The sequence below is a fragment of the Niallia sp. RD1 genome (assembly GCF_024219955.1).
GTDB classification, from domain to species: domain Bacteria; phylum Bacillota; class Bacilli; order Bacillales; family Cytobacillaceae; genus Niallia; species Niallia alba.
Map to the genome: position 1 here is coordinate 4,446,126 of NZ_CP100420.1, position 26,594 is coordinate 4,472,719.

The window sequence follows — 26,594 nt, forward strand, 5'->3', positions numbered from 1 at the left end:
CAAAGACAAACCTTTTATAAGAAAAGGCTATTTTCTAAAAGATTGTTGTTTTTTCAACAGGAGAAAAGAATTAATTGGAAAAAATAGAGCAGTCGGAATACACGAAGACTCCGAAAGCGAAGTGTATTCCGACTGCGGGTAATAGAGACAAACTTTGCGAAAACAGCATTTTAGAAAACATACAAAGAAAAAGAGCCCCCATGGACTCTTTATTACAATTATGGTTTTGTCACATTTACAGCCTGTGGTCCTCTGCTACCTTCTTCTATATCAAAGTTAACTTCTTGACCTTCATCTAAAGTTTTGAATCCTTCTGTTTGGATAGCTGAAAAATGTACAAATACATCTTCTCCACCTTCCACTTCAATAAATCCAAATCCTTTTTCAGAATTAAACCATTTTACTTTACCTGTTGCCATTTTTTATTGCCTCCTAGATTTAAATAACAAGGATATATTTAAAATACCCTTCGTTTAACTAGTTTACCCATTTTGTTTCATTTAAAACGAGGAAAATAAAAATTCCTCGTTTTAAATGAAACCAAGCACAAGTCAGAAAAGAATAGCAACAAGAATAATGAAAATAATTATTTGCTTCTATTACGATTTCTAGGTCTTCTTTCACCTGAAGCATTTGGGCGTTTTCTGTCATATCCGCCGCGTTCTCCTCCACGATCAGAACGACGTCTGCGATTACCGCCACCACCAGAACGATTATCTTTCTTCTTCGAACGTAATGGTTCAACAGCAGTTAATCTAACTGGTGTAGCATCTGGTTCTTTCGTTAGAAGCTTTAATGCTGCTGCAAGTAATGTTACCGAATCTGTTTCTTCTAATAGCCCTTCTGCAACACGCTTATATTCTGCGTACTCATTCTCTTCTACTGTTTTTGTAATTTTATTAATGGTAGCTTGTTGGTTTCCAGCTAATACATCTGTAAGAGAAGGAATTGGTTTTTTAGTCATTGATTTCTTCGTTACATTTTCAATAATACGTAAATGATCAAGCTCTCTAGGAGTAACAAATGTGATAGCAAGACCTTTTTTCCCAGCGCGTCCTGTTCTACCGATACGGTGAACATAACTTTCAGGGTCTTGTGGAATATCAAAGTTATAAACATGAGACACACCACTAATGTCTAATCCTCTAGCCGCAACATCTGTAGCAACCATTATATCAATGCTTTGTTCTTTGAAACGGCGGATAACTTGGTCACGTTTCCCTTGTGGAATGTCACCATGTATTCCTTCAGCAGAATATCCACGTTTAATTAGACCTTCCACTACTTCATCTACACGTTTTTTTGTACGACCAAAGACAATCGCAAGCTCAGGTGACTGAATATCAAGTAAACTACATAATACATCAAATTTTTGACGTTCTTGAACTTCCATATAATGTTGTTCAATGTTTGTTACTGTCATTTCTTTTGCCTTAACTTTTACTACTTCAGGCTCAACCATGAATCTTTCTGCTAAGCTTTGGATTCTTCTCGGCATTGTCGCTGAGAACAATAATGTTTGACGTGACTCTGGAGTTTCACTTAAGATTCTTTCGATATCTTCTATGAATCCCATGTTAAGCATTTCATCTGCTTCATCAAGAACAATCATTTTTAAATCTTGCAAGCGAATTGTTTTCCGTTCAATGTGGTCAATTAAGCGGCCTGGTGTAGCAGCAATAATTTCCGGTTTCTTTTTTAATCCGCGAATTTGGCGGTTAATGTCTTGTCCACCATATACCGGTAGAGTACGGATTCCTTTTACAGAACCGATACGGTTTAACTCTTCTGCTACTTGGACTGCTAATTCTCTCGTTGGTGCTAGAACTAAACCTTGTACAGCTTTACCAACTTCGATTTTCTCAAGTAAAGGGACACCAAATGCAGTTGTTTTACCAGTACCAGTTTGTGCTTGTCCAATCATATCTTTTCCTGATAATGCAATCGGAATTGCTTGAGCCTGAATTGGTGTTGGCTCTTCGAATCCCATGTTTGATAATGCTTTTTCTAAACTATTACTTAATTTAAAATCTGAAAAAGTTGTCAATACTTTTTCCTCCTTAATAATTGTACTCCGTTGATTGATATTACCTTAGAATATAGGGCCAGAAATGTCGCAGGAAGGATCTTTATCATTTAATAAATGAATGGATTCCACTAATTTAGCGCATGATTACTCTTTATTATAAACCTAAAAACATTGCCCTATTATAAGGGACATTATTTGTTTAGAAAATACCAACCTAGAGTGTATTGTTTTATTTTGTTATAAATATATACTCTCCATTTTATTTCACTTTTTTTCATTTTCCAAAACATTAAGGTAAATAGGATCAATTAAAAGCCTTTATACCATACTTTAGTGGGAAATTGTGTGGTTTTTTAACGGATGAATATAATGAAGTTGATGGAGAATTTTATATAAATGCTAAGTTAATTATCAGATCACAATTTAATTATTTTATTGCTTTCATTTTAAAAATAAACTGTTTTCGTAAAGTTTGTCGCTATTACCCGCAGCCGGAATACACTTCGCTTTCCATGGGGCTCGCGCTTGAGCCTCCTCAGCTTCGCCTCCGGGGTCTCAGACTGTCTCGCTAATCCCCGTGGCGTCTACGTGTATTCCGGCTGCTCTATTTTCCAACTCATTCATTTTCCCGATAAAAAAACAATTCTTTAGAAAACAGCCTAAACATAAAATATATAACAAAGCTTTTATAGTATTATCCTTATAAAAAAGTTCAAGTAAACATCATTAAAAAAGGTGATGCATTTTGAAAGGCATCACCTTTTTTGATTGTTTATTAAGCTTTAGTTACGTTAGAAGCTTGTGGTCCACGGTTACCTTCAACGATTTCGAAAGTTACGTCTTGGCCTTCTTCTAAAGTTTTGAAACCTTCTGTTTGGATAGCAGAGAAGTGAACGAATACGTCTTGACCTTCAGAAGACTCGATGAAACCGAAACCTTTTTCTGCATTAAACCATTTTACTTTACCTGTGTTCATTGTAAAACCTCCAAAAATGTGTTACACACTAAGCACCTAATATAACTTTTAGGAATCGATACGTCATTCAACATGAAAAAGCCATAGTTGGAATGATGTAGAAGAAAATCGCCTACATACATTGCAGCTACGACCACCTTATCCTTAAAACATATACCGAACTTAATTGCGTTACATTTATAATATAATTTTATTCCCTTTTTGTCAATAGCGTTTTCAAAACTTTAAGTGATTCATTCTTTAAGAAAATTAAAGGGATCAATGTAAAAACAAATACATTTCATTCTACCTGAACTAAAAATCTCCTTAGATTAAATTGATTCCGCAGAGTCAACTGTATGTTTTAAGAGCATACTAATGGTAACTGGCCCTACTCCTCCAGGAACTGGTGTAATAGCAGCAGCCTTTTCTAAACAAGCTTCGTAGTCCACATCACCAATATTACCTTTATTATAGCCTGCATCCAAAATAACTGCACCTTCTTTAACCCAGTCACCTTGAATAAAGTTTGGTCTTCCCACAGCAGCAATAACTATATCTGCTTGTCTTACATGATCTTCGAGGTTCACGGTTCTAGAGTGGCAAGTTGTTACAGTCGCATCTTGATTTAATAACAGGGCAGAAACTGGTTTTCCTAATATTGGACTGCGACCTACAACAACCGCATGCTTTCCACTAACTTCCACCTCATAATGATCGATTATTTTCATGATTGCAGCTGGCGTACAAGATGGATATTTACCAAATCCAAGAGCAGTTTGACCATATCCAAAGCTAGTTACCCCGTCCACATCTTTTTCGATATCAATTGTTTCAAAAGCTTTTCGTTCATCTATATGACTTGGTACCGGATGCTGCAATAAAATACCATGTACATCTTTATCCTTATTTAATTTATCAATCGTTGCTAATAATTCTTCTGTTGTTGTTTCTTTGTCTAATTCAATTTTTCTTGATTCTATTCCAAGTCTTGCACATGCATTACCCTTCATTCGTACATAAGTAGCCGATGAGGGATCGTCTCCAACTAATATTGTAGCCAAGCAAGGAGTTATTCCTTTTTCCTTTAGAGCACTAATTCTTCCTTTTAATTCTTCCTTTACTGCATTTGCTACTACATTTCCGTCTAAAATCAATTTTTCCGACATGTATATACCTCCTGGTAAATTATAAAAAGAAGTGCTTTTTCTGCTCTTCTGCCCAGACGACCGGCTATACATATACACAGCTCCCATATGGTTATTTCCATTTATGTCGTCAGTTACTATGTATTGATAAGTACCTTTGTATCATATCATAGCTCGATTTTAATTGAAATAAATTTTCCGATCATTTCAATTATCATGAACGAAAAGTATCGTCTTTTTCTAAGTAATTGAAAAAAGGATCTTCTAAACTTTAATAAACTCAAGTTTAGAAGATCCTATCACAGTATCCATTATAATGAATACATCTTTAGCTATGCATATATTTAAGGAAATACACTTAAAACTAAAATTGGTGTAAATGCCTAAAACAACGAAAGCCCTACCTCTCTTTCATCCTTACGGCTCCTAGGCCGTGCCAGTTTGAATTTAGGGTGAATTGTGCAGAACACAAAAATACATTTTTGAAAAAATAATGGAAGGATTAATCCGCATTAGGAAGGATTTTAAATGTGTTTTTGAAGATAAATGGAGTGTAATTGTTTTGAATGCTCTTATATAGTTGTTCCGTATACTTATAAATTTCTTGTTACCTTACACATAATTCTACAAAATTCTGTTAAACCTCAAATACATACAATAAACATCATAGCGCAGAATTAGATTGGAGTCAACATTTAGTTTCCCTATGATTGAGTCAAGTTTTTGTGGGAGTTTTTTTAGCTCCCTTTTTTATAAAGTAAAACCTCTAAGTTTGTATCCGCTTTCCAATTGGTTTTGTTTTTCCAACTGTTGATTCTCTCATTTTTTAAAAACCTTTTAATCCCTGTAAGGCAAAGTGAACGGGTTTTCCAATCGCTTGATTTAAGTATGGCATGTTCTGACGCACGGTTTCTGTTACTAATTTTGTGGGTATTTTTCTTTTCGCTCGATGCTCTTTCTTTGATTTTTCCGTGGCTTTTTCCCATTTCCCATATATCGTTTGGATGGATAGGTCATCCTTCAATCCAATCCACAAGCGCGCCATGCTCATGACCCCTTTTTTGCTCCATGCTCTTCCATTCTTTAATCGTTTGGCTAATTGATTCATCATCGCCTCTGCACTTCCCATTGGACGATACGCTGTCGTGTCCACACCTTTTTCCTGTAACCAACTACGGTAATCTTTTATGGTTTCCTGATGATGCGTTAAAAAGGCAAGGAAATGCGCTAGTTTTTCTTCTTTTTCTGGTGTATCCATTGTTCCTACTGCGCTATTCAACTCTAGAAGTAATGTTTCTACCTGGTAGTTTTTTAACGCTCTTTTCATGTAGCGGTATCGAGGATGGCTCTTCATTAGTTGCTTCATCGAACGAGCGACATGAAAACGGTCCATGGTGAAAAAGGCGCGTTCCCGAAAATACTCCCGACATGCCGTTATCCAGCCTGCTCCATCACCATTAATAATAAGCAAGGTTTGGGTAGGATCATACGCATAATTATTCTGTAAGAACGTTTCAAAGGCTTCCCAAAAGGGTTCTTTTCCTTCATAAAGAAAATGCCTTTTATTTCGGAGCCTGATTCGCTTTCCGTTTTCTTTCCATCCCTCGTGTACAGCGGCGAATTTCAACTCCCATCCACGCTTTTTCTTTTCTTGACTCTTCACATATAATCCATCTACTTCGACAAACAATACCTTTTGAAAAGGGCGTTTTTCCTTAGCGGGAAGTACGCTTGTTTGAAGAAGATGTTGCCGTAATGCTTCGTGGCTCATCGCCGAATAGCCTAAAAATTGTTCGAACGTTTCCACCGCCTTTCGATAGGAGGAGCCATTCGTCGCTAGTTCTAGCCCCCATTCTTCTAGTAGCGGACTAAATCCCTTATTCCCCTGAAACTGTAAATAGTGATCTAATAGACAAATATATTTTTTAGTCACACGATCAAAATAATAATTACGCTTCAGCTCCACAGCTCCAAACGCTGTATCTAATCGTATTTCTCGTTTATCACGTAAAGCAAATCTTCTTTTGTCTCGTTGCTGAGCAATCTCTAGATCCCAATTTTCTAATGTTTGAATAAGGATTTCTTGAAACGTCATTTGTAGTGTTCGAAATAAAGTTTTTTCCAATTCTTTTAATGATGGCATTTTTATGTTACATTGATTCATGAGAGCCTCTCCTTTTCGTAGTTTTCTAGTCAAACTCTACTTTACAAAAGGAAGCTCTCTTTTTTAATACTTAATTTTTTCCAGCTACCGCGCTTTCGCTTGGTGGCCTTTTTGTCTAGTTGGGGGACTCGTCCCCCAACTAGACAAAAAGGATATTTATTCTCCCACAAACATTTTACTCATACTTTCCCTATTTTTGTAAAAATGTTTATTTAATGGTTGCTCGAGCCATGTTTTCTAAAAAGCGAAGTGTATTTAGCCTGCAGGCTGAATACACTTCGCTTTCCATCAATAACTTTGGAAAAATGAATGATAGAAAGAGAAAAGAATTTAAGTAATTTTTTCTATTTACATTATCCTTCAAATGGTACTGTTGCTTTGTGAATTTCTGCTTCTAGTTCTACTGTTAAAGTATTGATTCTTTCATCGTTCCAGTTATAATAATCTGCCATATAGTTAATTACAGACTCTTTTACTTCTTTCACTTTATCGATATCGAAAAGCAACATTCCTGTACGTCTTAACAATACGTCTGTTGGTGTCATAGCAAATTCGTATTCTATTGCATAAAGAATTCTTGCAAGAAGAACTGGTGAAAACTCTTCATTTTTTGCAAGTGATTCTTTTGCAAGTTCATATAGAATCGGAGCATTGCTGCCATATAATTTTGCAATTTTTTCGGCATCTACTTTGGAGAGACCCGCTTCCACTCCCTTTGATACTACATCTTTAATATAGGTGGAATAACCACTAGAACCACCAACGTCACCACCTGAGATGGGTAAAGATTTAGTCATGCATTTTTTATATGTTTTCCCAGTATTCTCTTCCAGTCTAACTGCAACTAGATTAACAACTGTTTCGGCCATTTTGCGGTAACCAGTTAATTTCCCTCCAGCAATGGTAATAAGTTTACTTTCCGACTCCCAAATTTCATCTTTTCGTGAAATTTCGGAAGGATCTTTTCCGTCTTCCAAGATTAATGGTCTAACTCCCGCCCAGCTTGATTCTACATCTTCCGCTGAAACAGATACAGATGGAAACATAAATTTAATTGCTCCTAAAAGATAATCCCTATCTTCTTCAGACATGGAAGGATGGATTGGATCATCACTATAAAAAGTATCGGTCGTTCCGACATATGTTTTCCCATCACGAGGAATCGCAAAAATCATTCTTCCATCAGGAGTATCAAAATAAATCGCTTGTTTCAGCGGGAAAACAGATTCATTAATTACTAAATGGACACCTTTTGTGAGTTGAAGTGTTTTTCCTTTTCTGCTTCCGTCAATAGTTCTTAATGTATCTACCCATGGCCCAGTAGCATTAACAATTACATCTGCATAAATAGGATAAACTATATCCGTTATTAGATTTCTTACTTCCACACCTTCTACCTTTCCATTTTTATCATATAAAAAGTTTTCTACTTTTGTGTAATTAATGGTCGCTGCCCCATTTTCTACTGCTTTTTTCATTACTTCTACTGTCAAACGACTATCATCTGTACGATATTCAACATAATATCCGCCACCTTTAAGACCATCTTTTTTTATTAATGGCTCTTTCGATAGCGTTTCATCTTTTGAAAGCATTTTTCTTCGTTCAGACTTTTTTACGCCTGCAAGAAAATCATACACTCTTAAACCAATATTTGTTGAAAATTTACCAAAAGTTCCATCTTGATAGATAGGTAGTAACATCCATTCTGGTGTAGTTACATGTGGCCCATTTTCATAAACAACTTCCCTTTCTTTCCCTACTTCTGCTACCATCCTCACTTCAAATTGCTTTAAATAGCGTAGTCCTCCGTGCACTAATTTTGTCGATCTACTTGAAGTCCCTGCAGAGAAATCCTGCATTTCTACAAGTGCTACTTCCATTCCTCTTGTTGCTGCATCTAAGGCTATCCCTGATCCAGTTATGCCTCCACCGATAACTAGGACATCAAATTTTTTATTTCTTAATAGTTCTTCTATTTTCTCTCTACTACTTGGTTTTTTTTGCAAAGTAAAAACCTCCCTATAAGTGAACACCTTGTTGGTTAATTAAATCTCCATCTTTTAAAAACAGCAATATACGTTATCAATCTGCCATTTAAGTAAACAAAAAGAGACCACAAAGCTACATTACCATTATGATGATAATGCCTTGTGGTCTCTCCGATTCTCCAGACAAATATTATTAACTTAATTATATTATAACATATAATTCTATATATTCATAGTATTTATACTATTCATTAGAAATAATTCTCATAAATAACAAAGATTTCATTTTCCAAAATCCTTTATTTAAAAGCCATTGTTGCTTTAACCGCTTTCTTCCATCCATTATATAATTCTTCTCTTGTCTCTTCCGCCATTTTTGGTTCAAATGAGCGATCAAGACTCCATTGCTCCGCAATTTCATTTTGATCCTTCCAGTAGCCAACTGCCAAACCTGCAAGATAAGCTGCCCCTAACGCAGTTGTTTCATTTACAACCGGTCTTTCCACTGGCACATTTAATAAATCTCCTTGGAATTGCATTAAGAAATTGTTTCGCACAGCTCCCCCGTCTGCTCTTAATGTTTTTACTTGAATATTCGAATCTGATTCCATAGCAGAAAGAACATCTTTCGTTTGATAAGCGAGTGATTCAAGTGTTGCACGAATAAAATGCTCCTTTGTTGTTCCTCTAGTCACGCCGAACATAGCTCCACGAACATCGCTGTCCCAATATGGAGTACCAAGACCAACGAATGCCGGAACTAAATAGACTCCATCCGTAGAATCTACTCTGCTTGCATAATCTTCACTATCTTTTGCATCCTTTAACATCCTTAGCCCGTCTCGTAGCCATTGGATAGCAGAACCTGCGACAAATATACTTCCCTCAAGCGCATAATTCACTTTTCCATCTATTCCCCATGCAATTGTTGTTAATAAACCATGATCTGACTTCACAGCTTTTTCTCCAGTATTCATTAACATAAAGCAACCTGTTCCATACGTATTCTTTGCCATTCCTGCTTCAAAACATGCCTGACCGAATAAAGCTGCTTGTTGATCTCCTGCTACACCAGCGATCGGAATTTGCTTCCCAAAGAAATGCCCTTCCACCGTATAAGCATAAATTTCTGATGATCCTTTTACTTCCGGCAACATTGATTTTGGAACAGTTAAAATTTCTAGTAACTCTTCATCCCATTTTAAATCATAAATATTAAACATCAACGTACGAGAAGCATTGGTATAGTCTGTTACATGAGCTTTCCCTCCAGACAATTTCCAAATGAGCCATGTATCAATCGTCCCAAATAACAACTCACCATCTTCTGCTTTTTGTCTTGCACCATCTACATGATCTAAAATCCACTTAACTTTCGTTCCAGCAAAATAGGCATCGATTAAAAGCCCTGTTTTGTCACGGAAAAGTTGATTATATCCTTGCTCCTTCAACTCTTCGCATATCCCATTTGTTTGTCTTGATTGCCATACAATAGCATTATAGATTGGAACTCCAGTATTCTTATCCCAAACAACTGCTGTTTCACGCTGATTAGTAATCCCAATTCCTTCTATTTGTTCTGGTTTAATATCTGATTCAGATAAAACGGTTGCAATCACAGCCAGAATAGAACCCCAAATTTCATTTGCATTATGTTCTACCCAACCTGGCTTAGGAAAAATTTGCGTAAATTCCTTTTGGGCTACATGAACTATTTCCCCTTTTTTATTAAAAATAATTGCTCTTGAACTTGTTGTCCCCTGATCTAGTGATAAAATAAATTTTTCCATCATAATTCCTCCCCTTAGTAAATATTCACGCTACTTTTTTACCAATACTCTTACTTTCCCCTTTTGTAATAAAAAATGCAAGCAATATAAGTACATTTATCGCTATAACAACCCAAAAGCTTGATAAGACAACACCTTTAAAAAGATAAGTATAAACAATAGCTGCTAGAGAACCGCCAAGAATCGGTCCAGCTACTGGAATCCACGCATAACGGAAATTAGAGGATCCTTTTCCCGCAATCGGTAACACAAAATGAGCAATTCTTGGACCAAGATCACGTGCTGGATTAATCGCATAACCCGTAGTGCCTCCTAATGACATTCCGATTACAACAATCAATAAACCTACAGCAATTGGGTTAAGTCCTTCTGTAAAATTATTTGCTCCAATGAACAACAAACCAAGCACTAGCATAAACGTTCCAATCAATTCACTTAAAATATTAGAAAAAGTATGTGGGATAGCTGGTCCTGTTGAAAATACAGCCAGTTTTGCGTCAGAATCCTTTGTTGCACCCCAATGTGGAAGATAGTGTAAATAAACAATGCATGCTCCTAGAAATGCACCAATCATTTGTGCCAAAATATAAGGTACTACTTCATTCCACGGGAAATCTCCTGTAATCGCAAGAGCAATCGTAACTGCTGGGTTTAAGTGAGCACCACTAATACTGCCTACAGCAAATACACCCATTGTTACAGCTAATCCCCATGCAATGGTAATGACAATCCAGCCACCGCCATTAGAGAACGCTTTCTTTAAATTCGCCCCTGCGACTACTCCTCCTCCAAACACAATCAAAATCATCGTTCCAATAACTTCTCCCATAAAAGCAGACATAAAATCCCCCTTCTCCTTTTTCACTCTGTTCATTCAGTTTTCACAAAAATTCCTTTTGTTTCCATTCTAGCTTTCTTTTCTAATGTAACATTATCTTCACACCTGAAGCACAGAGTGATAGTAATTAAAAAAATGCGCAAAAAAAGGAGTGCACGACAGAGTACAGCCACTTAATTGTGACTACTGTGTGCATCTCCTTTTCTCCAACACATTAAATTAACTTGTAAGATTATTGTAAACGCTTACTGTTGGTCTGTCAATTATTTTTATTATTCCCACTGTAAAAATACATTTAATACCGTTAGTCACTTTATCCCTTGCCACAATTCTTTTTTGGAAGTAGTAATTGCCGTGGCACCTGCCTCAATTGCTTTTCTAACATCTTCTTCTGTTCGAATTAAACCCCCTGCAAGAATTGGCACATTTAAACTGTTTTTAATTTCATTAATCATCCAAGGCATTGTTCCTGGTAGTACTTCAATATAATCTGGATGGGTTCTTTGAACGAGTTTAACGCTTTTGGCAATGGCATGACTGTCCAGCAAAAATACTCTTTGTATAGCTATTACATTTTTCTGCTTTGCTTTTAAAATGACAGATGATTTTGTAGAAATGACTCCATATGGCTTAAACTCCTGGCAAATAAACTCTGTGCCAAAATCATCGCTTTTTAATCCTTGAATTAAATCAACATGATAAATCATTTTTTTATTTGCCTGTTTCGCAAGGAGGCTAATATGCTTTAATTGAGAAATATGCACTTCCAAAAACACGCCAATTTCATAATCGCTTTTTAAAAAAGCTTCGAATTCTTTCATATTTGATGATGCTGGTATGATATGCTGATTCATTCATTTCTTCCCCCATAATTCACTTCTTTTATTTCTCTTATTTATAGGTTTAAAACAATCCTCTCACCGCTTCGCTTTATATTCATAGAGACGAAAAGCTAAAATACAAACTGCTGAATAAGCAATCCCTATTGCATATCCACCGACAACATCTGTCGGATAATGGACCCCTAAATATATTCTGCTTACACCGATTAGCAGGATAAATAAACTGGCGATTATATACGCCACTACTTTCTTCCCAGTTGATTTTACAATATGTATACACAGATATGCACATGAGCCAAAGAAAATAAGGGAGCCCATTGAATGTCCACTAGGGAAACTATAGCCTTTCTCTATTATAACAGGCAAAATATCTGGACGCTCTCTTTTAAATAACCATTTAAGCAACTTATTTAAAAGTGCGCCAAGACCATTTACTGAAACGATAAAAATAGCTAACGCATATTTTTTTTTCCATAACAAAAGAGCCGCTATAATTGCTATTGCAACAGCGATAAAGAATACAGATCCTAAAAATGTAATTCGTCCAACCCACATTGTTAAATCGCTTGAAATAAAAGACTGAATAAACTTGATGATAGTATTATCAAATGAAAGGATATCAGTACTAGTCACATGTTTTGCAATCACATAAAAAAGACTACAAAAAATTAGGATAATCGCAATCATTGATACTATATACTTTGTCGTAATTTTTCTTTCCATGTAAATACCTCGCTGTTATATAAGGTGCTAGCTTATTTTTCAAAGCTAGCACCATCTCCATTTTAAGCCTCTTTAACAACTTTCTTTCTTGTTGGCTTTTTTTTCTTTTCTTCTGTTTTCTTTGGTTTTGTATTGTCAATCGAAGCTTGAAGTGCGGCCATTAAATCCATCACATTAGATTCTTTTGGTTTATCCGCACCTGTAACAACTTCTTTTCCAGCTTTTTTTGCTTCAATTAATTCAAGTAGTGCGGTTCGATATTCATCGATGTATTTTTCAGGAGTAAATTCTGTTGTTAATTGGTCTATTAATAAAATGGCTGTTTCTAACTCCTTTTTTTCTATTTGATTGGCTGCCGGCACATTAGGAACATCCTCTACTTTGCGGACTTCATCAGGAAAATGGATTGTCTCCATCACAAGTGTATTTTCATATACACGAATAATAGCCAGCTGCTCTTTAGAACGAATGATAATTTTTGCTATGCCTACTTTCCCTGTTTCTTGTAATGCTTGTCTCAGCAAAGCATATGCTTTATTTCCCCCTTCTCCTGACGACATATAATAACATTTTTCAAAATAGATCGGGTCAATCTCATCCATTTTTACAAAGTCAATAATCTCTACTGCTTTGTCTTCGTTTTCTTTCCGTAGACTTTCCAAATCTTCTTCATCAAGGACTACATATTTACCTTTAGCATACTCATATGCCTTTACTATTTCTTCTGGGGCCACTTCTTTTTCACAAGCGGAACACTTCTTTTCATATTTAATCGGAGCATGACATGCCTTATGAAGCGTTCTTAACTTAATGTCTTTATCCTCTATAGCAGAATGCAGCTTAATTGGGATGCTTACTAGACCAAAGCTTATATTTCCTTTCCACATTGTATGCATACTTCTATCTCCATTCTCTTTTAGTTCAATCCAAGCTAAACATATGTTAAATAGTTAGCTTTTTATCTTTATTAATACATTGTGTTACCAAGTCTTTTTCATACTATTTAATTATTGGCAACACATACATTTCATACAGAACGAGATATGCAGGAATACTATTAATAGAATACATTCAGGAGGGATTACATATGCATTCAGCTGGATTTTTTATTAGTAGCTATCATAAAAAAACAGGAACATTTGGTGTTAGCGTCTGTTTAAATAAACACATTATCGCTGTCGGCTCTTTTAAAAAGGGATTAAAAAAAGAAGAAAAAACAGCTCTTATATCTATCATACAAGAACATTATAAAATAGAGGATGACGACTTTTATTATATGGAACCAGGAATATGCGTAGAATTACAATTTTCCTCCTTCGAACAACAAAAGATAATTAATCCAATTTTTAAGAAGTTTTTATATAATCAAAACTGGCAAGACTGTAAGTTAGAAAATATTCTGGAAACAGATGGTACTACTATTACCCATCCTGATAAACCTCTTTTTCCCGATACGTCCATTACTAAACTCGATTATATTTTGTATTTAAAAGAAATCAGCCCCTACTTTCTTCCTTTTTTACAAAATCGCCTACTAACAACGATCCGTTTTCCCCATGGTCTATTTGGAGAATCTTTCTATCAAAAACAATGCCCAGATTATGCCCCTTCCTATGTAGAAACATCTATGCATGAAGGGATTCAATATATTGTTTGTAATAACCTAGAAACTCTTTTATGGTTAGGAAATCAATTAGCGTTTGAATTTCATATTCCATTTGAAACCATCTATTCGGATTATATGCCATCTGAAATTGTGTTTGATCTTGATCCGCCGTCTGTTGAACATTTTCATATGGCAATTCAAGCTGCAAAAGCTCTTCAACAGATTCTTGATCGCTTGCAGCTTTTATCCTTTTTAAAAATATCAGGAAATAAAGGCATTCAAGTGTATTTACCACTTCCTGAAAAAACATTCACTTACGAAGAAGTACGTTTGTTCACAGAATTTATTGCTAACTATATGATTGTTGAGAATCCAGAACTTTTCACCATTGAAAGATTGAAAAAAAACCGCAAAAACAGATTATATATTGACTATATCCAGCATAGCGAGGGCAAGACAATTATTGCTCCCTATTCCATTCGCGGTAATAAAGGCGGATTTGTTGCATGTCCACTTGAATGGAATGAATTAACAGATGATTTACATCCTAGTCACTTTTCCATGAATGTAGTATTGCAAAGATTGCATAAAGGAATCAACCCATTTGCTCATTATTTTGAAGTAAAAGAAAAACAACCATTCCGTCAAGTACTAGAAGTATTAAGCAATCCACATAATAGTAAAGGGAGTATCGATTAACATGATAACTCCCTTTACTGTTATTCTAATTTGCATTCTTCAATTGGGACAGTTACAAATGATTCAATCACAGGGTGCCTCAAAGTTTTTCCTTCTGTCCATTCTAAAAAGGAAATTTTTACAGTGAGCGCTGGTCTTAACCAAACTCCTCCCTTCACATCGCATTGATTAAAAAAAGGACAATCTTGTATGATAATCGGCTCCATTACTTTTGTTATAGTGACCCAATCGTTTGCTGACAGCTTGCCTGAGCCAGCACTTCCAATATAGAATAACTTACCCACCTTATCAAATAATCCGAGATGAAGAGAATGGACTATATTATTTTTTATCGTAACTCCACCTACTATAGCGATTAAATCCTGCTCTTTTTTTCTCTTACGCCATCTAGCATCTTTTCCATTTATTGTATAAGAACTTTCAAGGTCCTTACATACAATTCCCTCCAGTTGATGCTGCTGACAAACCTCAAATAAACCTTGTGTATCTGAAAAACTTTCGACAAGTTGCACAACTTCATTTCCAGAAATTTTTTCACTTAATATTTGCTGTCTTTCCTGTAAAGGTTTGTCTACTAGCCAGTTACCATCCAAAAAGAGGATATCAAAAATCATATATGTAATGGGAACTTTTTCTTGCAACTCACTCAATCGTTCGAGATTTCGTAACCTATCACGCCTCATTACTTCATAAAACGACGGTTTTCCATCCTGTAATGCAATTACTTCCCCATCGAGAATGCAATTTTTTGCCTGGATAAATGAACTTGGTTTTAATAGCTCTGGATATTGTTGTGTTTTTTCATTTTTCTTTCGATTAAATAATTGCGTTCTATCCCCATCATAATAAGTGAGGATTCTTGTTCCATCCCACTTTACCTGAGCAATCCACTGATCGCCTTTTGGAATTACTTCTGTTAATATTGGTTCAAATGGCTTTATTGGTTTCATAACCTATTCCTTTTTTACTTACCATTTGCTAATTGAACAATATTATACTAAACGGCTACATTTCTATCTTTTAGGTGCTCTAAAGCAATGAAAAAGGTTAGTACCTATTCTACATAACGAAATGTTGAATAGACCTAACCTTATCATTCTATTCCTATCAAGCAAAACGTTTTCCCAAAAATTACTTTAAATGAGTCTCTACATACTTTTTTGCTTCATCTTGTAGTTTTTTATATTGAATAGCTTCAGCCTCAAAGTACTGCTTATTCGCTACTTCAAAACCATCAAGTGCATTCCAGTCAAATGTAACATCTGCTCGATAAACATATGTTGCATTTCCGATTAAATCGATTCGATATTGGTTATTTTGATTATGTACATAGCATCGAACTTTGCCACCATTATTATACACATCAACATAGCTATTTTCCTCATTATAACCATTTAATATGGAAACAAGGGTAGAAGCTGACATCGCGGTTCCGCATGCATTTGTAAAGCCAACACCTCGTTCATATGTACGGACATAAATACTGCCTTTATCTAGGATTGAAACAAAGCTAACATTAACTCCATCTGGAAAGTATTCATTTGGTCCATTCACATATTTACTTAAACCTTCTTGTATATCGGATTCAAGAACTGCCTTATTTACAAGCGTAATTAAATGTGGATTTGGTACTGCTAATGCAGTAAATAAAAGATCTTGATTTAACCCTGTGATTTTCTCATTTATTAGTGTATCAGTGCTCACCTGTAACGGAAGGTCTTTTGTGTGAAAAGAAACAGGAGAGATCTCTACCAAATACGTAGGAATATTTGGATAAATATCCGTTTCATTTTTCACTTCCAAATTAGCTTTCATCGTTTCAATTACAGCCTCTTCTACTTGAAGTAGTTCACAAACATAGCGAGCAACACAGCGAATGCCATTTCCACACATAGATGCTTCGGATCCATCTGCATTAAATACTCTCATTCTAGCATGAGCAACGCTACTTGGCATGACAAAAAGAATTCCGTCTGCACCTAAAGAAGACTGCCTGTCACATAATGCTATAGCTAATTGTGCTCTTTCTTCCTCTGTAAACTGATAGGCATTCGAAATCTCATCTATAATTAAAAAGTCATTGCCACTACCATGACATTTTGTTATCTTTATATTCATTCCAATTCCTCCAAGCTCATTTCAATCTTCTTTCATTTTACTGTTCCTTTGTCTAACCTGCAATTAATTAATTTTAAAAAAGAAGGTTTGTGGTGATCACCCGCAGACTGAATACACTTCGCTTTCCATGGGGCGAGCGCCAAGCCTCCTCGTTCCTGCGGGGTCTTGGACTTTCTCGCAGCTCCCAATAGGAGTCTACGTGTATTCAGTCTGCTTCGTATTTCCTACTCATTATATTTTCTTTAAAAAAAGGATGAAACGAAACAACCTTTAAAAACGGATTGAAATGGAGCGGAGGGCACTCGGGCTCCTGCGGGAAGTAGAGCAATCTTTAGACCCCACAGGCTTTAGCCGAGTAGGCTTAGGTTGCTCCCCGGCGCATAGAGTGTCTGTAGCGTAATGGAACGAGTTGGTTTCGCTACTAAATGAGAGATTGTTCGTCTTTATCTATTATATATTTTGTTTTGTCCCAGCCTTTATTATAGTATCATTATAAATAATCTTCATCTAAAAGCTTTTTAGCCCATGAAATGGATTCTGCATATACTTTAAACAATTCTTTTTCTTGTATATTTAATTCTTTACAACCGAGTCCGATGCTTGTCCAATCTGCAGTTTCTGCTGCAATTACCAATTGGAGCACTTCTCGCTGCATATTTTTCTTTCCTGAAAGGGCATGGACAATTGATTCATCTAAAGGCAAATCTGATAGAATGGTTTCCATATCTTGATTCATAATAGTATCCATTAGAGAAAACATCCCTGTTAAAAAAAAACTTCCATATTCCAATCTTTCTGGTATTAACTTTGCTACTGATTCACACATTTTAGAACGAATTAAACAATTATGCATCACTTCAAAAGAGATGCCATTCTTCCAGTCTTTTTCTCTAACTGTAAGAATATAAATCCATTTTTGAAGCTCTATAAGACCTATATAAATAATAGCATTTTTTATGCTAGTAACTTTTTGTTTCATCCCAAACCCTAATGTGTTTATTAATTTCAAAAGCTTGTAGGATAAAGAAATATCCTGTTCAATCAACTTTGAAATGCGATTAATATCTGGGGTTTCCTCATTCAAAAGTTCTAGAATTTTATAATACGTGTGGATATAAGTTGGTACATCGTGGGAAGTCATAATTAATGGTCTAGAAAAATAATAGCCTTGAAAATAGTGATAACCACTTTTTTTGGCTTGTTCATACTCTTCCCTTGTCTCAAGCTTTTCTGCAACCAATTCAATATCATGTTTTTTAGCTAGCGATTCCAACTCTTCCCGTACTTCTTTTGATGTATGCTTGAAGTCGACTTTAAGCATATCTGCTAATAATAATAAGGAATGTGCATATCCATTGCTTTTGTCAAAGATAAAATCATCTAAAGCTAATTTATAACCTAATTGTTTAAGTTCTAAACAAATATCAATAATTTTTTGACTTGGAACAACTGTCTCTAGAATTTCTATTATAATGTCCCTTGGTTGAAAATATGTAGGAAGCCTAAGTTCTAACAAGTTTTCTGTAAAATTGATAAAACAAGGTTTTCCATCTGATAATTTTTCCATCCCAATATTTAAAAAACTATTAATAATTAAACCTGTAGTCGCTTGATCTCCATCTACATTCGGAAATGAATTAATATTATTATCACGATAAAGTAATTCATATCCATAAACTTCTTCCATTCGATTAAATAGTGGCTGCCTCGCCACAAAAACTTCCATTCATTTACCTCCGTCGATCTATTACGCCATTAGCTATTGTCATTTTAATAAATTTATAAGTAGAAGGTTGTCGAACCTTGAGTGTTAGATGGCAAATTTTCTCGTTTAATTTGTCTTATTTTGGTATGTTATGGGGGTATCTAAGTTGAAATGATAAGAAATGATAAAGACCATCCTTTATTACGACGTTTTAGGAAAGACTCTTTTCTAAAGGCTGTTTTCGTAAAGTATGTTGCGTTTACCCGCAGTCGGAATACACTTCGCTCTCAGTGGGGGCTAAGCTTAAGCCTCCTCAGCTTTGAACTCCGGGGTCTCAGGCTGTCTCGCTAATCCCCGTGGCGTCTTCTTGTATTCCGGCTGCTCCATTTTTCCAACTAATTCTTTTTTCCGATTGAAAAAACAACAAGCTATACGAAAAAAGCTCGAACGATACATAAAAAGAACAAAGATTGTTCTTAAATAAAGGATGGTCTTTTTATTTGATTAATGTGTATATTGGAGCACAAAATTAATCAAAAACAATGAGGATATTAAATACAAAGGAAGTGAAACTTCTTTTGCTTTGCCTAATGCTATTTTTAAAATTGGGTAAAGAATAAACCCAATAGCCATGCCATCAGCTATGCTATAAGTAAACGGAATCATGGCAATAATAAAGAAGCTAGGAAAACTTTCACTTAGATCCTTTAGATCCAGATTACGGATATTTTGTAGCATTAATCCCCCAATAATAATTAAGATTGGTGCAATAGCACTGTCTGGAATTAATTTAATAACAGGAATAAAAAATGCAGAACAAATAAATAAAACACCTGTCGTTACTGCTGTCAAACCTGTTTTTCCACCTGCGGTCATACTTGCAGAACTTTCCACAGTCGCTACAGTTGGACTTGTGCCAAAAAAGCTAGAAAGAAATACAGAAATGGAATTAGCACGAAAAGCTTTCGAAAAACGTTCAGGTCTATTAATAAATTGCACATGATTATTTACAAGACCAATATTTTCAAAAACAAGTACCATTGTTAGAGAAAATACAGCAATCCAAAACGGAATCGTTAGCAGTTTATCAAAAGACAAATGACCAAACACAGTTTTGTATTCTTGCAAGTGAATCGATTGACTATTCCCGCTGTTTACTTCAATTAGCCCAAACATCCAAGCAATTAGCGTCCCAACAACAATCGTAATTAGAAAGTTGCCCTTCACATTTCGTAAGAAAAGAATGATACTTATTAAAAAAGTAAGCACAGTTGCTAGTACATGTAGATCACTAAAAGATCCTAAAGCGATAATCGAATTTGATCCTCTTTCTACAATGCCGCCTTTTTCCAAACCAATTAACATTAAAAATAGGCCTAAACCAACCGTAATTGATTCTTTTAACGAAACAGGGATAGAATCGCTCACAACTTTTGCCAATTTTGTAAAGGCAACAATCATAAACAAAATACCCGAGACAAATACAACTGCCAAAGCTTCCTGCCAAGTTAGAGACATTGATTTTACAATTGTGTAAGAAAATAAGGCATTAATTCCCATACCTGGTACTAGCAAAACAGGCACATTCCCATAAAAACCCATTAAAAAACAGCCGACAACAGAAGTAAGAATGGTTGCTACTATCGCTGCTTCTAAAGGGATACCTGCTTCCGCCAGAATTAAGGAATTTACTACCACGATATAGACAACAGTAAAAAATCCAATAACCCCTGCAAGGACTTCCGTTTTTATGGATGTTTGACTTTCCTTTAGCTTAAAAAACGAAAAAATAAACGTTTTCATCTGATATACCTATTTAGTTATAGCCCTCTCCCTACCCGCTTCCTTTTCCATACAAGAAAAGATGCCTAAAATTGACATGACTTTTTTTGTATTTAATAAGGTAGCCACAAGAACTTATAATAGCAGATTACCATTACTTTGCCAATATTTTTTAGGAGAAAACACTCACTTTTTCCTATTTTTTCAGCACTTTTTTGTAACTATTACCATAATGATTTCGTCGAAAGTTAATGATTGCTATACGCAAATATTTTCGTTAATAAAGCATAAACATGAATAATTTCTTTATCAGATGCATGATGATCAATTGTCAAAAGCGGTTGGTTAGGATCCATAAAACGCTTCGTCCATTCTTTTGGCATCCACCCTTTTCTCAAGTGCGCTAATGTTTGTCCATCTTCTTTCTCAAAGTGATATTCCATATGTCCAAAGCTTTTTTTCATCCTAATCATATTATCTCCATACAAAAAGTTGCTCACTAATCGTTTATCAGTTTTAAGCTCTATGATTTTACTGATTGTTTTCTTATTCTTATTTTTAATCTCTATCCGATCTTTTTTTATGGTAAAAACATATTGGAGCTCGTCCTCCGTATTATAAAATCCATATGATTTTGTATAAAAATGATCAAATAAAAATGGAAGATACCAGCGGATTAATGAAAATTTTTCATCTTTAATCTCTCCTATCTCCTGTCCATCTCTATCAAAAACAATCATACGTAAGGAGGGGGCAGGTAAAAAGGATAAAACAACTGTATTTGTTTTCAAAATCGATCTTGCTTTGCCAACGTTAAGGAATTTGTTCAGCTTTTCAAATCGCCTTTTATGTAAATAATACTGGCTAAAGCATGTTACACTGTATATTCCAAATGGTGCCAAAAGAAGGAGAAAAGCGATACTTGAATGACTAATTATAAAGACACCAACAAATAGAAAGATAGGAATACAACTAATTAAACTAGCGTTTAAGGCTGATATTGCTGTATATTTGTAATATTTTTCAATATTCATAATGAAAGCTCCTTTGTTTCCGTTCTTATCACATGAAAGAATTGTGAATTTGGGCTCATTTCTTAATCTTTACTATCTATTCTATTAATTTTATTCCAATCTATGATTAATTGGAGATGATTTTTTTGAGAAAAAACATATTCATTTTATTTTCGATTCTATTATTTTTTCTATCATCTACGTCTCATATACTTATATGAAAATAAAACAGACAGCTTCCATTAAACCGCCAAAAAACGTTTCTTATATAATTGTTTTAGGAGAAAAGGTAAATGGCGACCAGCTTTCTAAAGCGCTTCCATATCGTGCAGAAACCGCATTTGATTATTGGGAGAAAAACCAATCTTCAACCATTATTGTTACTGGTGGAAAAGAGAACGGGAAAGAAATGACAGAAGCAGCTGCTTTACTGAATTTTTTTATCGAACAGGGGGTACCTAAAGAAAGAATTCTTGTAGAAGATAAATCAACTAGTACTTACGAGAACTTACAATACACAAAAACGCTTTTTTCCATTAACGAAGCAGTTATTGTGAGTAATGATTTCCATTTGTTCAGAGCGCTAGAAATAGCGAAAGAACTAAAAATAACAGCATACCCCCTAGCCGCAAAAACACCAAAATCGGTAAAGTTAGTGCTGTACTTTAGGGAATATGCTACCATCATGAAAATGCGCTTTACAAAATGAATTATTTAATAAAACGAATAGTTAACGGAATATGATAGTCCTGTCCTTCATAAGACTTTACTGCGGCGATAATCGTAAATACAAACGCCATTATTCCGATAATAGGTAAAATAATAAACCCTATTAAAACCACTAGTGTTGCATTAATTTAAATTCACTATTAAAAATACTCAAAATGTTCAATATTATTATTTTATGCAAAGAAAAAGTCCTTTATAATGGATTAGTCAGGTGGTAACCCGTCCAAATCCACTAAAAAAGGACCAGCACATGGACAAGATTACACGAAAAACTTCATTTGGACAATGGTTTTCACCTATAAATCTTCAATTATTTGAAGAAAACGTGAAAACGATGAAATTAGATTACTATACGAAAAAATTAACGACAGAGTCATTTCTAAAATTACTACTTTTTGCGCAGCTACAAGAAATTGAAAGTCTGCATGCGCTGGGTGATTGTCTTTTCGATGACCAGCTTCAAAAAGGGATAGACCTTGATTCTATTAGTATTTCTCAGTTGTCACGGCGGTTAAACGGCATAAACCCTGATCTATTTCAAAGGCTTTTCCTTGATTTAGTGTCACAAATTCATGCCAAAACGCATTACACGAAACTCGTGATGCCGTTAAAAATCATTGATTCAAGCACATTGCCACTTAATTTGACCAATCATAAATGGGCTAAATTCCGCAAAACAAAAGCAGGTGTAAAGTTACATTTGCGCCTTGTGTTTATGGAAAAGGGTATATCCTATCCTGAAAAGGCCGTTATGACAACGGCAAAAGAACATGACCGTGGTCAGCTTGAAATCATGGTGGATGATAAAGAATGCATGTATGTGTTTGACCGTGGCTACCTAGATTACGAGCGCTTTGACCGAATGACAGATGATGGTTACTTTTTTCTTTCAAGGCTACGGAAAAACGCAGTCATACGGGAAGTTTATAATTTTAAACTACCCGAGAATTCAGCTGTTTTGTCAGATCAAATGGTGTTGATTGGTACGACTCAAAACCGTGCTGAAAATTACTTTCGTCTTCTAAAAGTGATGGATTCAAAAGGAAATGAACTGCATTTAATTACCAATCGTTTTGATTTGAGTGCCGAAGAAATTTCAGAGATGTACAAATCACGGTGGGCAATTGAGTTGTTCTTTAAATGGATCAAACAGCATCTCAGCATCAAAAAGTTCTACGGTCAAAGTGAATGGGCGATTCAAAACCAAGTGTTTATCGCACTGATTGTTTTTTGCCTACATGTTCTCGTACAACTTGAAACAAGAAGTAAGCGAAAAACCTTACAAATTAGCCGTTATTTAAGGGCTGCATTGTGGAAACCAGCCCATATCTGGCTTCGAAAGATTGAAGGGAAAGCCATCCCTTAATAAGCAAATTGTTGTTGTCGCACAAGTCTAATTGTAAAAAAAACCCAAATGGATGGAGCCACCTTTGAATAGGTATTTACCTTTTTGGCTCTAAACAAGGAGGATAATAAGACTGAAAATTGCGACAATATTTATGCAACACTAGTGTATTAAAACAAATATAAGAATCCATGCAACAAAGGAATAGATTGCATAGGAAATTAAAAAATTAAAATATGCCTTCCCATGATAATCAACAAATGGAGAGTCTTTTTTAACGAGCCATATGATTAATGGTCCGATAAAAGTTGTAAAAAAACTAGATACATAAATCAACATTGCAAAAATTCTATCATCATTTGATGATTTATCTTTATTGAAATCCATGAAAGTTACCTCCAACTAAAATTAATGATTGCTATGTTATTATATACGATTGTTCTCATTAAAGGTTTCATTTTTAGATAATATTTGTCCGATAATGAAAACTTACTCCCCGTTAAAAGTGGGATAAAATATGTTCCCTATTATCATATTAAGAATCGTAAATTCTATCTTAATAATTGTTCATTAATTATTTACATTTTGTTTGTATTTTCCTATTTTCAATTTCGCTGAAATTTTGTATGATATAGAAAAGTAATTTGTTATCATGCGATAATAATTAAAGATGGGAAGGCAAATGGTGCGCCACCGCTTTGGTTCTAGTGGGTTCGATTCCCACCCCGAAATTTTTTTTCAAATGGATTAAAAATTTCGAGGGTGGGCTTTTCTTTTTTCATGAGTAAGTTCTGCCCTCATAATGGAGGGATTATTGTGTTAAAGAAAAGAGACCTTGAGGAATGTCAAGCATTGTATCCTTTAATGACGCATCCAGATGTCTTCCCTTTCGTGCGTCAAAAAGCTAATTCTTATGAAGAATATCTTTTTCTAACGAAACAAACAATAGAAGCGGAAGAAAGAGGAGAACTCATTTCAAGAACCATTTTAGATGAATGGCACAATCCGATTGGTACGATTAATCTCTATGATATTAACGAAAATATCGGCTTTCTCGGAACTTGGTTGGGGAAACCATATCACGGAAAAGGATACAATCAAATAGCAAAAGATCTATTTTTCTCAGAAGCATTCTTCGATCTTACTATTGAAAGTATACTAATGCGGATTCGAAGCAATAATATCCGTTCACTAAAAGCAGCTGAAAAGCTTCCTTATGTGATTTCCGCTAATGAAACGAGAAGCAATCTTTTGCAAACATTAAATGGTTCTGGCATTCCATATCAATTATTTGAAATTCCTAAAGATTTATTTACTCTATATACTCTACGTCAAAATGCAGAAGAGACGACAAATGATTGCAGAGAGGCGTAAGCTTATTCCCATAATCTACTAAAGATCAGTGATAGTCCATTCGCCTATCAACTGATCTTATTTTATTTAAATTATTGATTCTTCTTGTAGTATTGATAATTTTTATTTCCACCGGATAGATTATAAAGTTCGGTGAATCCTAGATTCCGCAATACATTCTGTGCAGCATTTCCCGTTACTCCACTATTACAATAGATTACTGTCGGCAAGTTGGGGGCGAGTTTGGTTAAATTCTTACGCAAATCCACTAGTGGTATGTTAATCGCATTGTCGACACATGAAACATTAAATTGTTTGGCACCACGTGTATCAATAACTTGAATGGATTCTTTGTTATGGATTCTTTCCGTTAAAGCTTTAGGTGTGATTAATTTATTTTTCTTTTCAATCGCATTCTGCAAGGCCATTCCAGTGTACATAACTGGATCTTTCGTTGTGCTAAATGGGGGAGCATACGCAAGATCGAGATGAAATAAATCTTCTGCTTTTGCTTTAAAAGTAATTGCTGTTACAAACACATCGATTCTTTTATCTACCCCATCTTCCCCAACTATTTGCACTCCTAATATTCTACCTGTTTCCCTATCAGCAATTGCCTTTATGACTAACTCCTTGCCCCCAAGATACTCTGCTCTAGCTGGCTTTATATTATGGAGTATTTCAATATCATATCCTTCTTTCAATGCTTCTGTTTCGTTCATTCCAGTTTGTCCAACTGCTAAGTCAAAAACTCGAAGGATTCCAGTTCCTAAAATCCCTCTATGCTCTAATGAACCACCTGTTATCACATCACCAGCTATTCTCCCCATTTTATTTGCGGTACTACCTAATGGGCGATACAGTGGTTTCCCTGTTATTAACGAATAACTCTCAGCAACGTCTCCTACAGCATATATGTCTGGTAAGTTTGTTTGCATCTTGTTATTAACGACTATCGCCCCTGAATCACCGACCATTACACCAATAGCTTTTGCTAATTTCACATTAGGACGAACACCTGTAGCAAGGATAACAAGATCTGTTTCCATTGTTTTCCCTGATTTTGTTTGTATTTCCTTTTTGCTTATCGTTGTAACTTCCTCGTTTAATAGCAGATTAACCCCGTTTTTAATTAAGTGTTCCTGTACACGTGAAGCAATATCTTTATCCATATGTGTCAAAACTTGATTACTCCGTTGTACTAATGTTACTTCTAATCCTCTACGGGTTAGCTGTTCTGCCATTTCTAAACCAATATACCCCGCCCCGATAATTGTAGCCTTCTTGGGTTGCTGTTCTGTAATAAATTGATTAATCGCTACTGTATTTTGAATGGTACGAACCTGAAAAACTTGCTTACTTTCAATTCCAGGGATAGCTGGAGTTATTGGTGAAGCTCCCGTAGCGAAAACTAAAACATCATATACATCCTCTATAGTTTCATTTGTTTCCAAATTCTTCACTTGAACTTTTTTCTGAGTTGTATCTATTTTCGTGACTTCGTATCGGACAAAAACATCGACATTGTACCGCTTTTTAAACCAAGCTGGACTTCTCGGTATCAATGTTTCTATGTCCTCTACTTCTCCTCCTAAGAAATATGGGATTCCACAAGCAGAATAAGAAATATCATAATCAGCATTATAAAGGGTGATCTTCGCATTTTCATCATTCCTACGCGCTTTTGCTGCTACTGATGTTCCAGCTGCTACTGATCCTATAATAATTATTTTCATGTCAATCCTCCTATTACAAAAATTTATT

The 26,594-nt window shown here is 35.2% G+C and carries 23 protein-coding genes and 1 riboswitch; of the genes, 4 read left to right on the plus strand and 19 right to left on the minus strand.

Going from position 1 to position 26,594, the window contains the following annotated elements; all coding sequences use genetic code 11:
* Positions 1–218: 218 nt before the first annotated feature.
* The 11 genes from NKG37_RS21490 to NKG37_RS21540 all read right to left on the minus strand — a co-directional run bounded on the left by NKG37_RS21490 (position 219) and on the right by NKG37_RS21540 (position 13,376).
* On the minus strand, positions 219–419 hold the full coding sequence (locus NKG37_RS21490; protein WP_016203920.1) for a cold-shock protein: 201 nt from the start codon (positions 417–419) through the stop codon (positions 219–221).
* A 167-nt stretch (positions 420–586) separates the two neighbouring features.
* A complete protein-coding gene (locus tag NKG37_RS21495; protein ID WP_224428288.1) occupies positions 587–2,047 on the minus strand; it encodes a degradosome RNA helicase CshA in 1,461 nt (486 codons plus the stop codon).
* A gap of 757 nt (positions 2,048–2,804) precedes the next feature.
* A complete protein-coding gene (locus tag NKG37_RS21500; protein WP_016203922.1) occupies positions 2,805–3,005 on the minus strand; it encodes a cold-shock protein in 201 nt (66 codons plus the stop codon).
* Positions 3,006–3,316: 311 nt separating this feature from the next.
* Entirely contained in the window at positions 3,317–4,153 is an 837-nt protein-coding gene (locus tag NKG37_RS21505; RefSeq protein WP_016203923.1) for a bifunctional 5,10-methylenetetrahydrofolate dehydrogenase/5,10-methenyltetrahydrofolate cyclohydrolase, read from the minus strand.
* Positions 4,154–4,196: 43 nt separating this feature from the next.
* A riboswitch (ZMP/ZTP riboswitch) is annotated at positions 4,197–4,280 on the minus strand.
* A 678-nt stretch (positions 4,281–4,958) separates the two neighbouring features.
* Positions 4,959–6,275 carry an ISLre2 family transposase gene (locus tag NKG37_RS21510; RefSeq protein WP_254414903.1) on the minus strand — a complete coding sequence of 439 codons (1,317 nt, stop codon included), beginning with the start codon at positions 6,273–6,275 and terminating at the stop codon, positions 4,959–4,961.
* Positions 6,276–6,649: 374 nt separating this feature from the next.
* On the minus strand, positions 6,650–8,305 hold the full coding sequence (locus NKG37_RS21515) for a glycerol-3-phosphate dehydrogenase/oxidase (protein WP_254415326.1): 1,656 nt from the start codon (positions 8,303–8,305) through the stop codon (positions 6,650–6,652).
* Positions 8,306–8,586: 281 nt separating this feature from the next.
* A complete protein-coding gene (glpK, locus tag NKG37_RS21520; RefSeq protein ID WP_016203925.1) occupies positions 8,587–10,077 on the minus strand; it encodes a glycerol kinase GlpK in 1,491 nt (496 codons plus the stop codon).
* A gap of 25 nt (positions 10,078–10,102) precedes the next feature.
* Entirely contained in the window at positions 10,103–10,918 is an 816-nt protein-coding gene (locus NKG37_RS21525; protein WP_254415327.1) for an MIP/aquaporin family protein, read from the minus strand.
* A 305-nt stretch (positions 10,919–11,223) separates the two neighbouring features.
* Positions 11,224–11,769 carry a glycerol-3-phosphate responsive antiterminator gene (locus NKG37_RS21530; RefSeq protein WP_101731032.1) on the minus strand — a complete coding sequence of 182 codons (546 nt, stop codon included), beginning with the start codon at positions 11,767–11,769 and terminating at the stop codon, positions 11,224–11,226.
* A 63-nt stretch (positions 11,770–11,832) separates the two neighbouring features.
* Positions 11,833–12,480: a phosphatase PAP2 family protein gene (locus NKG37_RS21535; RefSeq protein ID WP_169188715.1), complete on the minus strand. Its 648-nt coding sequence runs from the start codon at positions 12,478–12,480 to the stop codon at positions 11,833–11,835.
* A 62-nt stretch (positions 12,481–12,542) separates the two neighbouring features.
* Positions 12,543–13,376: a non-homologous end joining protein Ku gene (locus NKG37_RS21540; RefSeq protein ID WP_016203930.1), complete on the minus strand. Its 834-nt coding sequence runs from the start codon at positions 13,374–13,376 to the stop codon at positions 12,543–12,545.
* Positions 13,377–13,567: 191 nt separating this feature from the next.
* Here NKG37_RS21540 and ligD point away from each other — a divergent pair, with 191 nt between their 5' ends.
* Entirely contained in the window at positions 13,568–14,785 is a 1,218-nt protein-coding gene (gene ligD, locus NKG37_RS21545) for a DNA ligase D (protein WP_169188716.1), read from the plus strand.
* A gap of 20 nt (positions 14,786–14,805) precedes the next feature.
* On the opposite strand, the gene NKG37_RS21550 is transcribed toward ligD, so the two are convergent.
* The 5 genes from NKG37_RS21550 to NKG37_RS21570 all read right to left on the minus strand — a co-directional run bounded on the left by NKG37_RS21550 (position 14,806) and on the right by NKG37_RS21570 (position 21,424).
* A complete protein-coding gene (locus tag NKG37_RS21550; RefSeq protein ID WP_169188717.1) occupies positions 14,806–15,735 on the minus strand; it encodes an ATP-dependent DNA ligase in 930 nt (309 codons plus the stop codon).
* 181 nt (positions 15,736–15,916) lie between these two features.
* Entirely contained in the window at positions 15,917–16,903 is a 987-nt protein-coding gene (dapF, locus tag NKG37_RS21555; protein WP_016203933.1) for a diaminopimelate epimerase, read from the minus strand.
* 490 nt (positions 16,904–17,393) lie between these two features.
* The gene (locus NKG37_RS21560) at positions 17,394–18,629 is read right to left on the minus strand and encodes an EAL and HDOD domain-containing protein (protein WP_101731027.1); all 1,236 of its coding nucleotides are present in this window, start codon (positions 18,627–18,629) and stop codon (positions 17,394–17,396) included.
* 483 nt (positions 18,630–19,112) lie between these two features.
* Positions 19,113–20,411: an NCS2 family permease gene (locus tag NKG37_RS21565; RefSeq protein ID WP_016203935.1), complete on the minus strand. Its 1,299-nt coding sequence runs from the start codon at positions 20,409–20,411 to the stop codon at positions 19,113–19,115.
* A gap of 227 nt (positions 20,412–20,638) precedes the next feature.
* Positions 20,639–21,424: a hypothetical protein gene (locus NKG37_RS21570; protein WP_254415328.1), complete on the minus strand. Its 786-nt coding sequence runs from the start codon at positions 21,422–21,424 to the stop codon at positions 20,639–20,641.
* Between the two features lie 196 nt (positions 21,425–21,620).
* On the opposite strand from NKG37_RS21570, the gene NKG37_RS21575 reads away from it, so the two are divergent.
* Entirely contained in the window at positions 21,621–22,112 is a 492-nt protein-coding gene (locus NKG37_RS21575; RefSeq protein WP_254415329.1) for a YdcF family protein, read from the plus strand.
* 1 nt (position 22,113) lies between these two features.
* Here NKG37_RS21575 and NKG37_RS21580 read toward each other — a convergent pair whose 3' ends face one another.
* Positions 22,114–22,203 (minus strand): magnetosome magnetite crystal formation protein family, encoded by a 90-nt coding sequence (locus NKG37_RS21580; protein WP_254415330.1) that lies wholly within the window; start codon positions 22,201–22,203, stop codon positions 22,114–22,116.
* 179 nt (positions 22,204–22,382) lie between these two features.
* On the opposite strand from NKG37_RS21580, the gene NKG37_RS21585 reads away from it, so the two are divergent.
* The gene (locus NKG37_RS21585) at positions 22,383–23,498 is read left to right on the plus strand and encodes an IS4 family transposase (protein ID WP_118977695.1); all 1,116 of its coding nucleotides are present in this window, start codon (positions 22,383–22,385) and stop codon (positions 23,496–23,498) included.
* Positions 23,499–23,639: 141 nt separating this feature from the next.
* Here NKG37_RS21585 and NKG37_RS21590 read toward each other — a convergent pair whose 3' ends face one another.
* Positions 23,640–23,864, minus strand: a complete 225-nt coding sequence (locus NKG37_RS21590) for a DUF4870 domain-containing protein (protein WP_367976163.1) — start codon at positions 23,862–23,864, stop codon at positions 23,640–23,642.
* A gap of 429 nt (positions 23,865–24,293) precedes the next feature.
* Between NKG37_RS21590 and NKG37_RS21595 the strand changes: the two genes are divergently transcribed.
* Positions 24,294–24,851 (plus strand): GNAT family N-acetyltransferase, encoded by a 558-nt coding sequence (locus NKG37_RS21595; protein WP_101731022.1) that lies wholly within the window; start codon positions 24,294–24,296, stop codon positions 24,849–24,851.
* Positions 24,852–24,922: 71 nt separating this feature from the next.
* On the opposite strand, the gene NKG37_RS21600 is transcribed toward NKG37_RS21595, so the two are convergent.
* A complete protein-coding gene (locus NKG37_RS21600; protein ID WP_169188720.1) occupies positions 24,923–26,566 on the minus strand; it encodes an FAD-dependent oxidoreductase in 1,644 nt (547 codons plus the stop codon).
* Positions 26,567–26,594 lie beyond the last annotated feature (28 nt).

Coding starts and splice junctions, on each gene's coding strand:
- NKG37_RS21490 (WP_016203920.1), bottom strand. CDS start 419: ATGGCAACAGGTAAAGTAAAATGGTTTAATTCTGAAAAAGGATTTGGA.
- NKG37_RS21500 (WP_016203922.1), bottom strand. CDS start 3,005: ATGAACACAGGTAAAGTAAAATGGTTTAATGCAGAAAAAGGTTTCGGT.
- NKG37_RS21505 (WP_016203923.1), bottom strand. CDS start 4,153: ATGTCGGAAAAATTGATTTTAGACGGAAATGTAGTAGCAAATGCAGTA.
- NKG37_RS21510 (WP_254414903.1), bottom strand. CDS start 6,275: ATGCCATCATTAAAAGAATTGGAAAAAACTTTATTTCGAACACTACAA.
- glpK (WP_016203925.1), bottom strand. CDS start 10,077: ATGGAAAAATTTATTTTATCACTAGATCAGGGGACAACAAGTTCAAGA.
- NKG37_RS21525 (WP_254415327.1), bottom strand. CDS start 10,918: ATGTCTGCTTTTATGGGAGAAGTTATTGGAACGATGATTTTGATTGTG.
- NKG37_RS21530 (WP_101731032.1), bottom strand. CDS start 11,769: ATGAATCAGCATATCATACCAGCATCATCAAATATGAAAGAATTCGAA.
- NKG37_RS21535 (WP_169188715.1), bottom strand. CDS start 12,480: ATGGAAAGAAAAATTACGACAAAGTATATAGTATCAATGATTGCGATT.
- NKG37_RS21540 (WP_016203930.1), bottom strand. CDS start 13,376: ATGCATACAATGTGGAAAGGAAATATAAGCTTTGGTCTAGTAAGCATC.
- ligD (WP_169188716.1), top strand. CDS start 13,568: ATGCATTCAGCTGGATTTTTTATTAGTAGCTATCATAAAAAAACAGGA.
- NKG37_RS21550 (WP_169188717.1), bottom strand. CDS start 15,735: ATGAAACCAATAAAGCCATTTGAACCAATATTAACAGAAGTAATTCCA.
- dapF (WP_016203933.1), bottom strand. CDS start 16,903: ATGAATATAAAGATAACAAAATGTCATGGTAGTGGCAATGACTTTTTA.
- NKG37_RS21560 (WP_101731027.1), bottom strand. CDS start 18,629: ATGGAAGTTTTTGTGGCGAGGCAGCCACTATTTAATCGAATGGAAGAA.
- NKG37_RS21565 (WP_016203935.1), bottom strand. CDS start 20,411: ATGAAAACGTTTATTTTTTCGTTTTTTAAGCTAAAGGAAAGTCAAACA.
- NKG37_RS21570 (WP_254415328.1), bottom strand. CDS start 21,424: ATGAATATTGAAAAATATTACAAATATACAGCAATATCAGCCTTAAAC.
- NKG37_RS21575 (WP_254415329.1), top strand. CDS start 21,621: ATGAAAATAAAACAGACAGCTTCCATTAAACCGCCAAAAAACGTTTCT.
- NKG37_RS21580 (WP_254415330.1), bottom strand. CDS start 22,203: ATGGCGTTTGTATTTACGATTATCGCCGCAGTAAAGTCTTATGAAGGA.
- NKG37_RS21585 (WP_118977695.1), top strand. CDS start 22,383: ATGGACAAGATTACACGAAAAACTTCATTTGGACAATGGTTTTCACCT.
- NKG37_RS21590 (WP_367976163.1), bottom strand. CDS start 23,864: ATGGATTTCAATAAAGATAAATCATCAAATGATGATAGAATTTTTGCA.
- NKG37_RS21600 (WP_169188720.1), bottom strand. CDS start 26,566: ATGAAAATAATTATTATAGGATCAGTAGCAGCTGGAACATCAGTAGCA.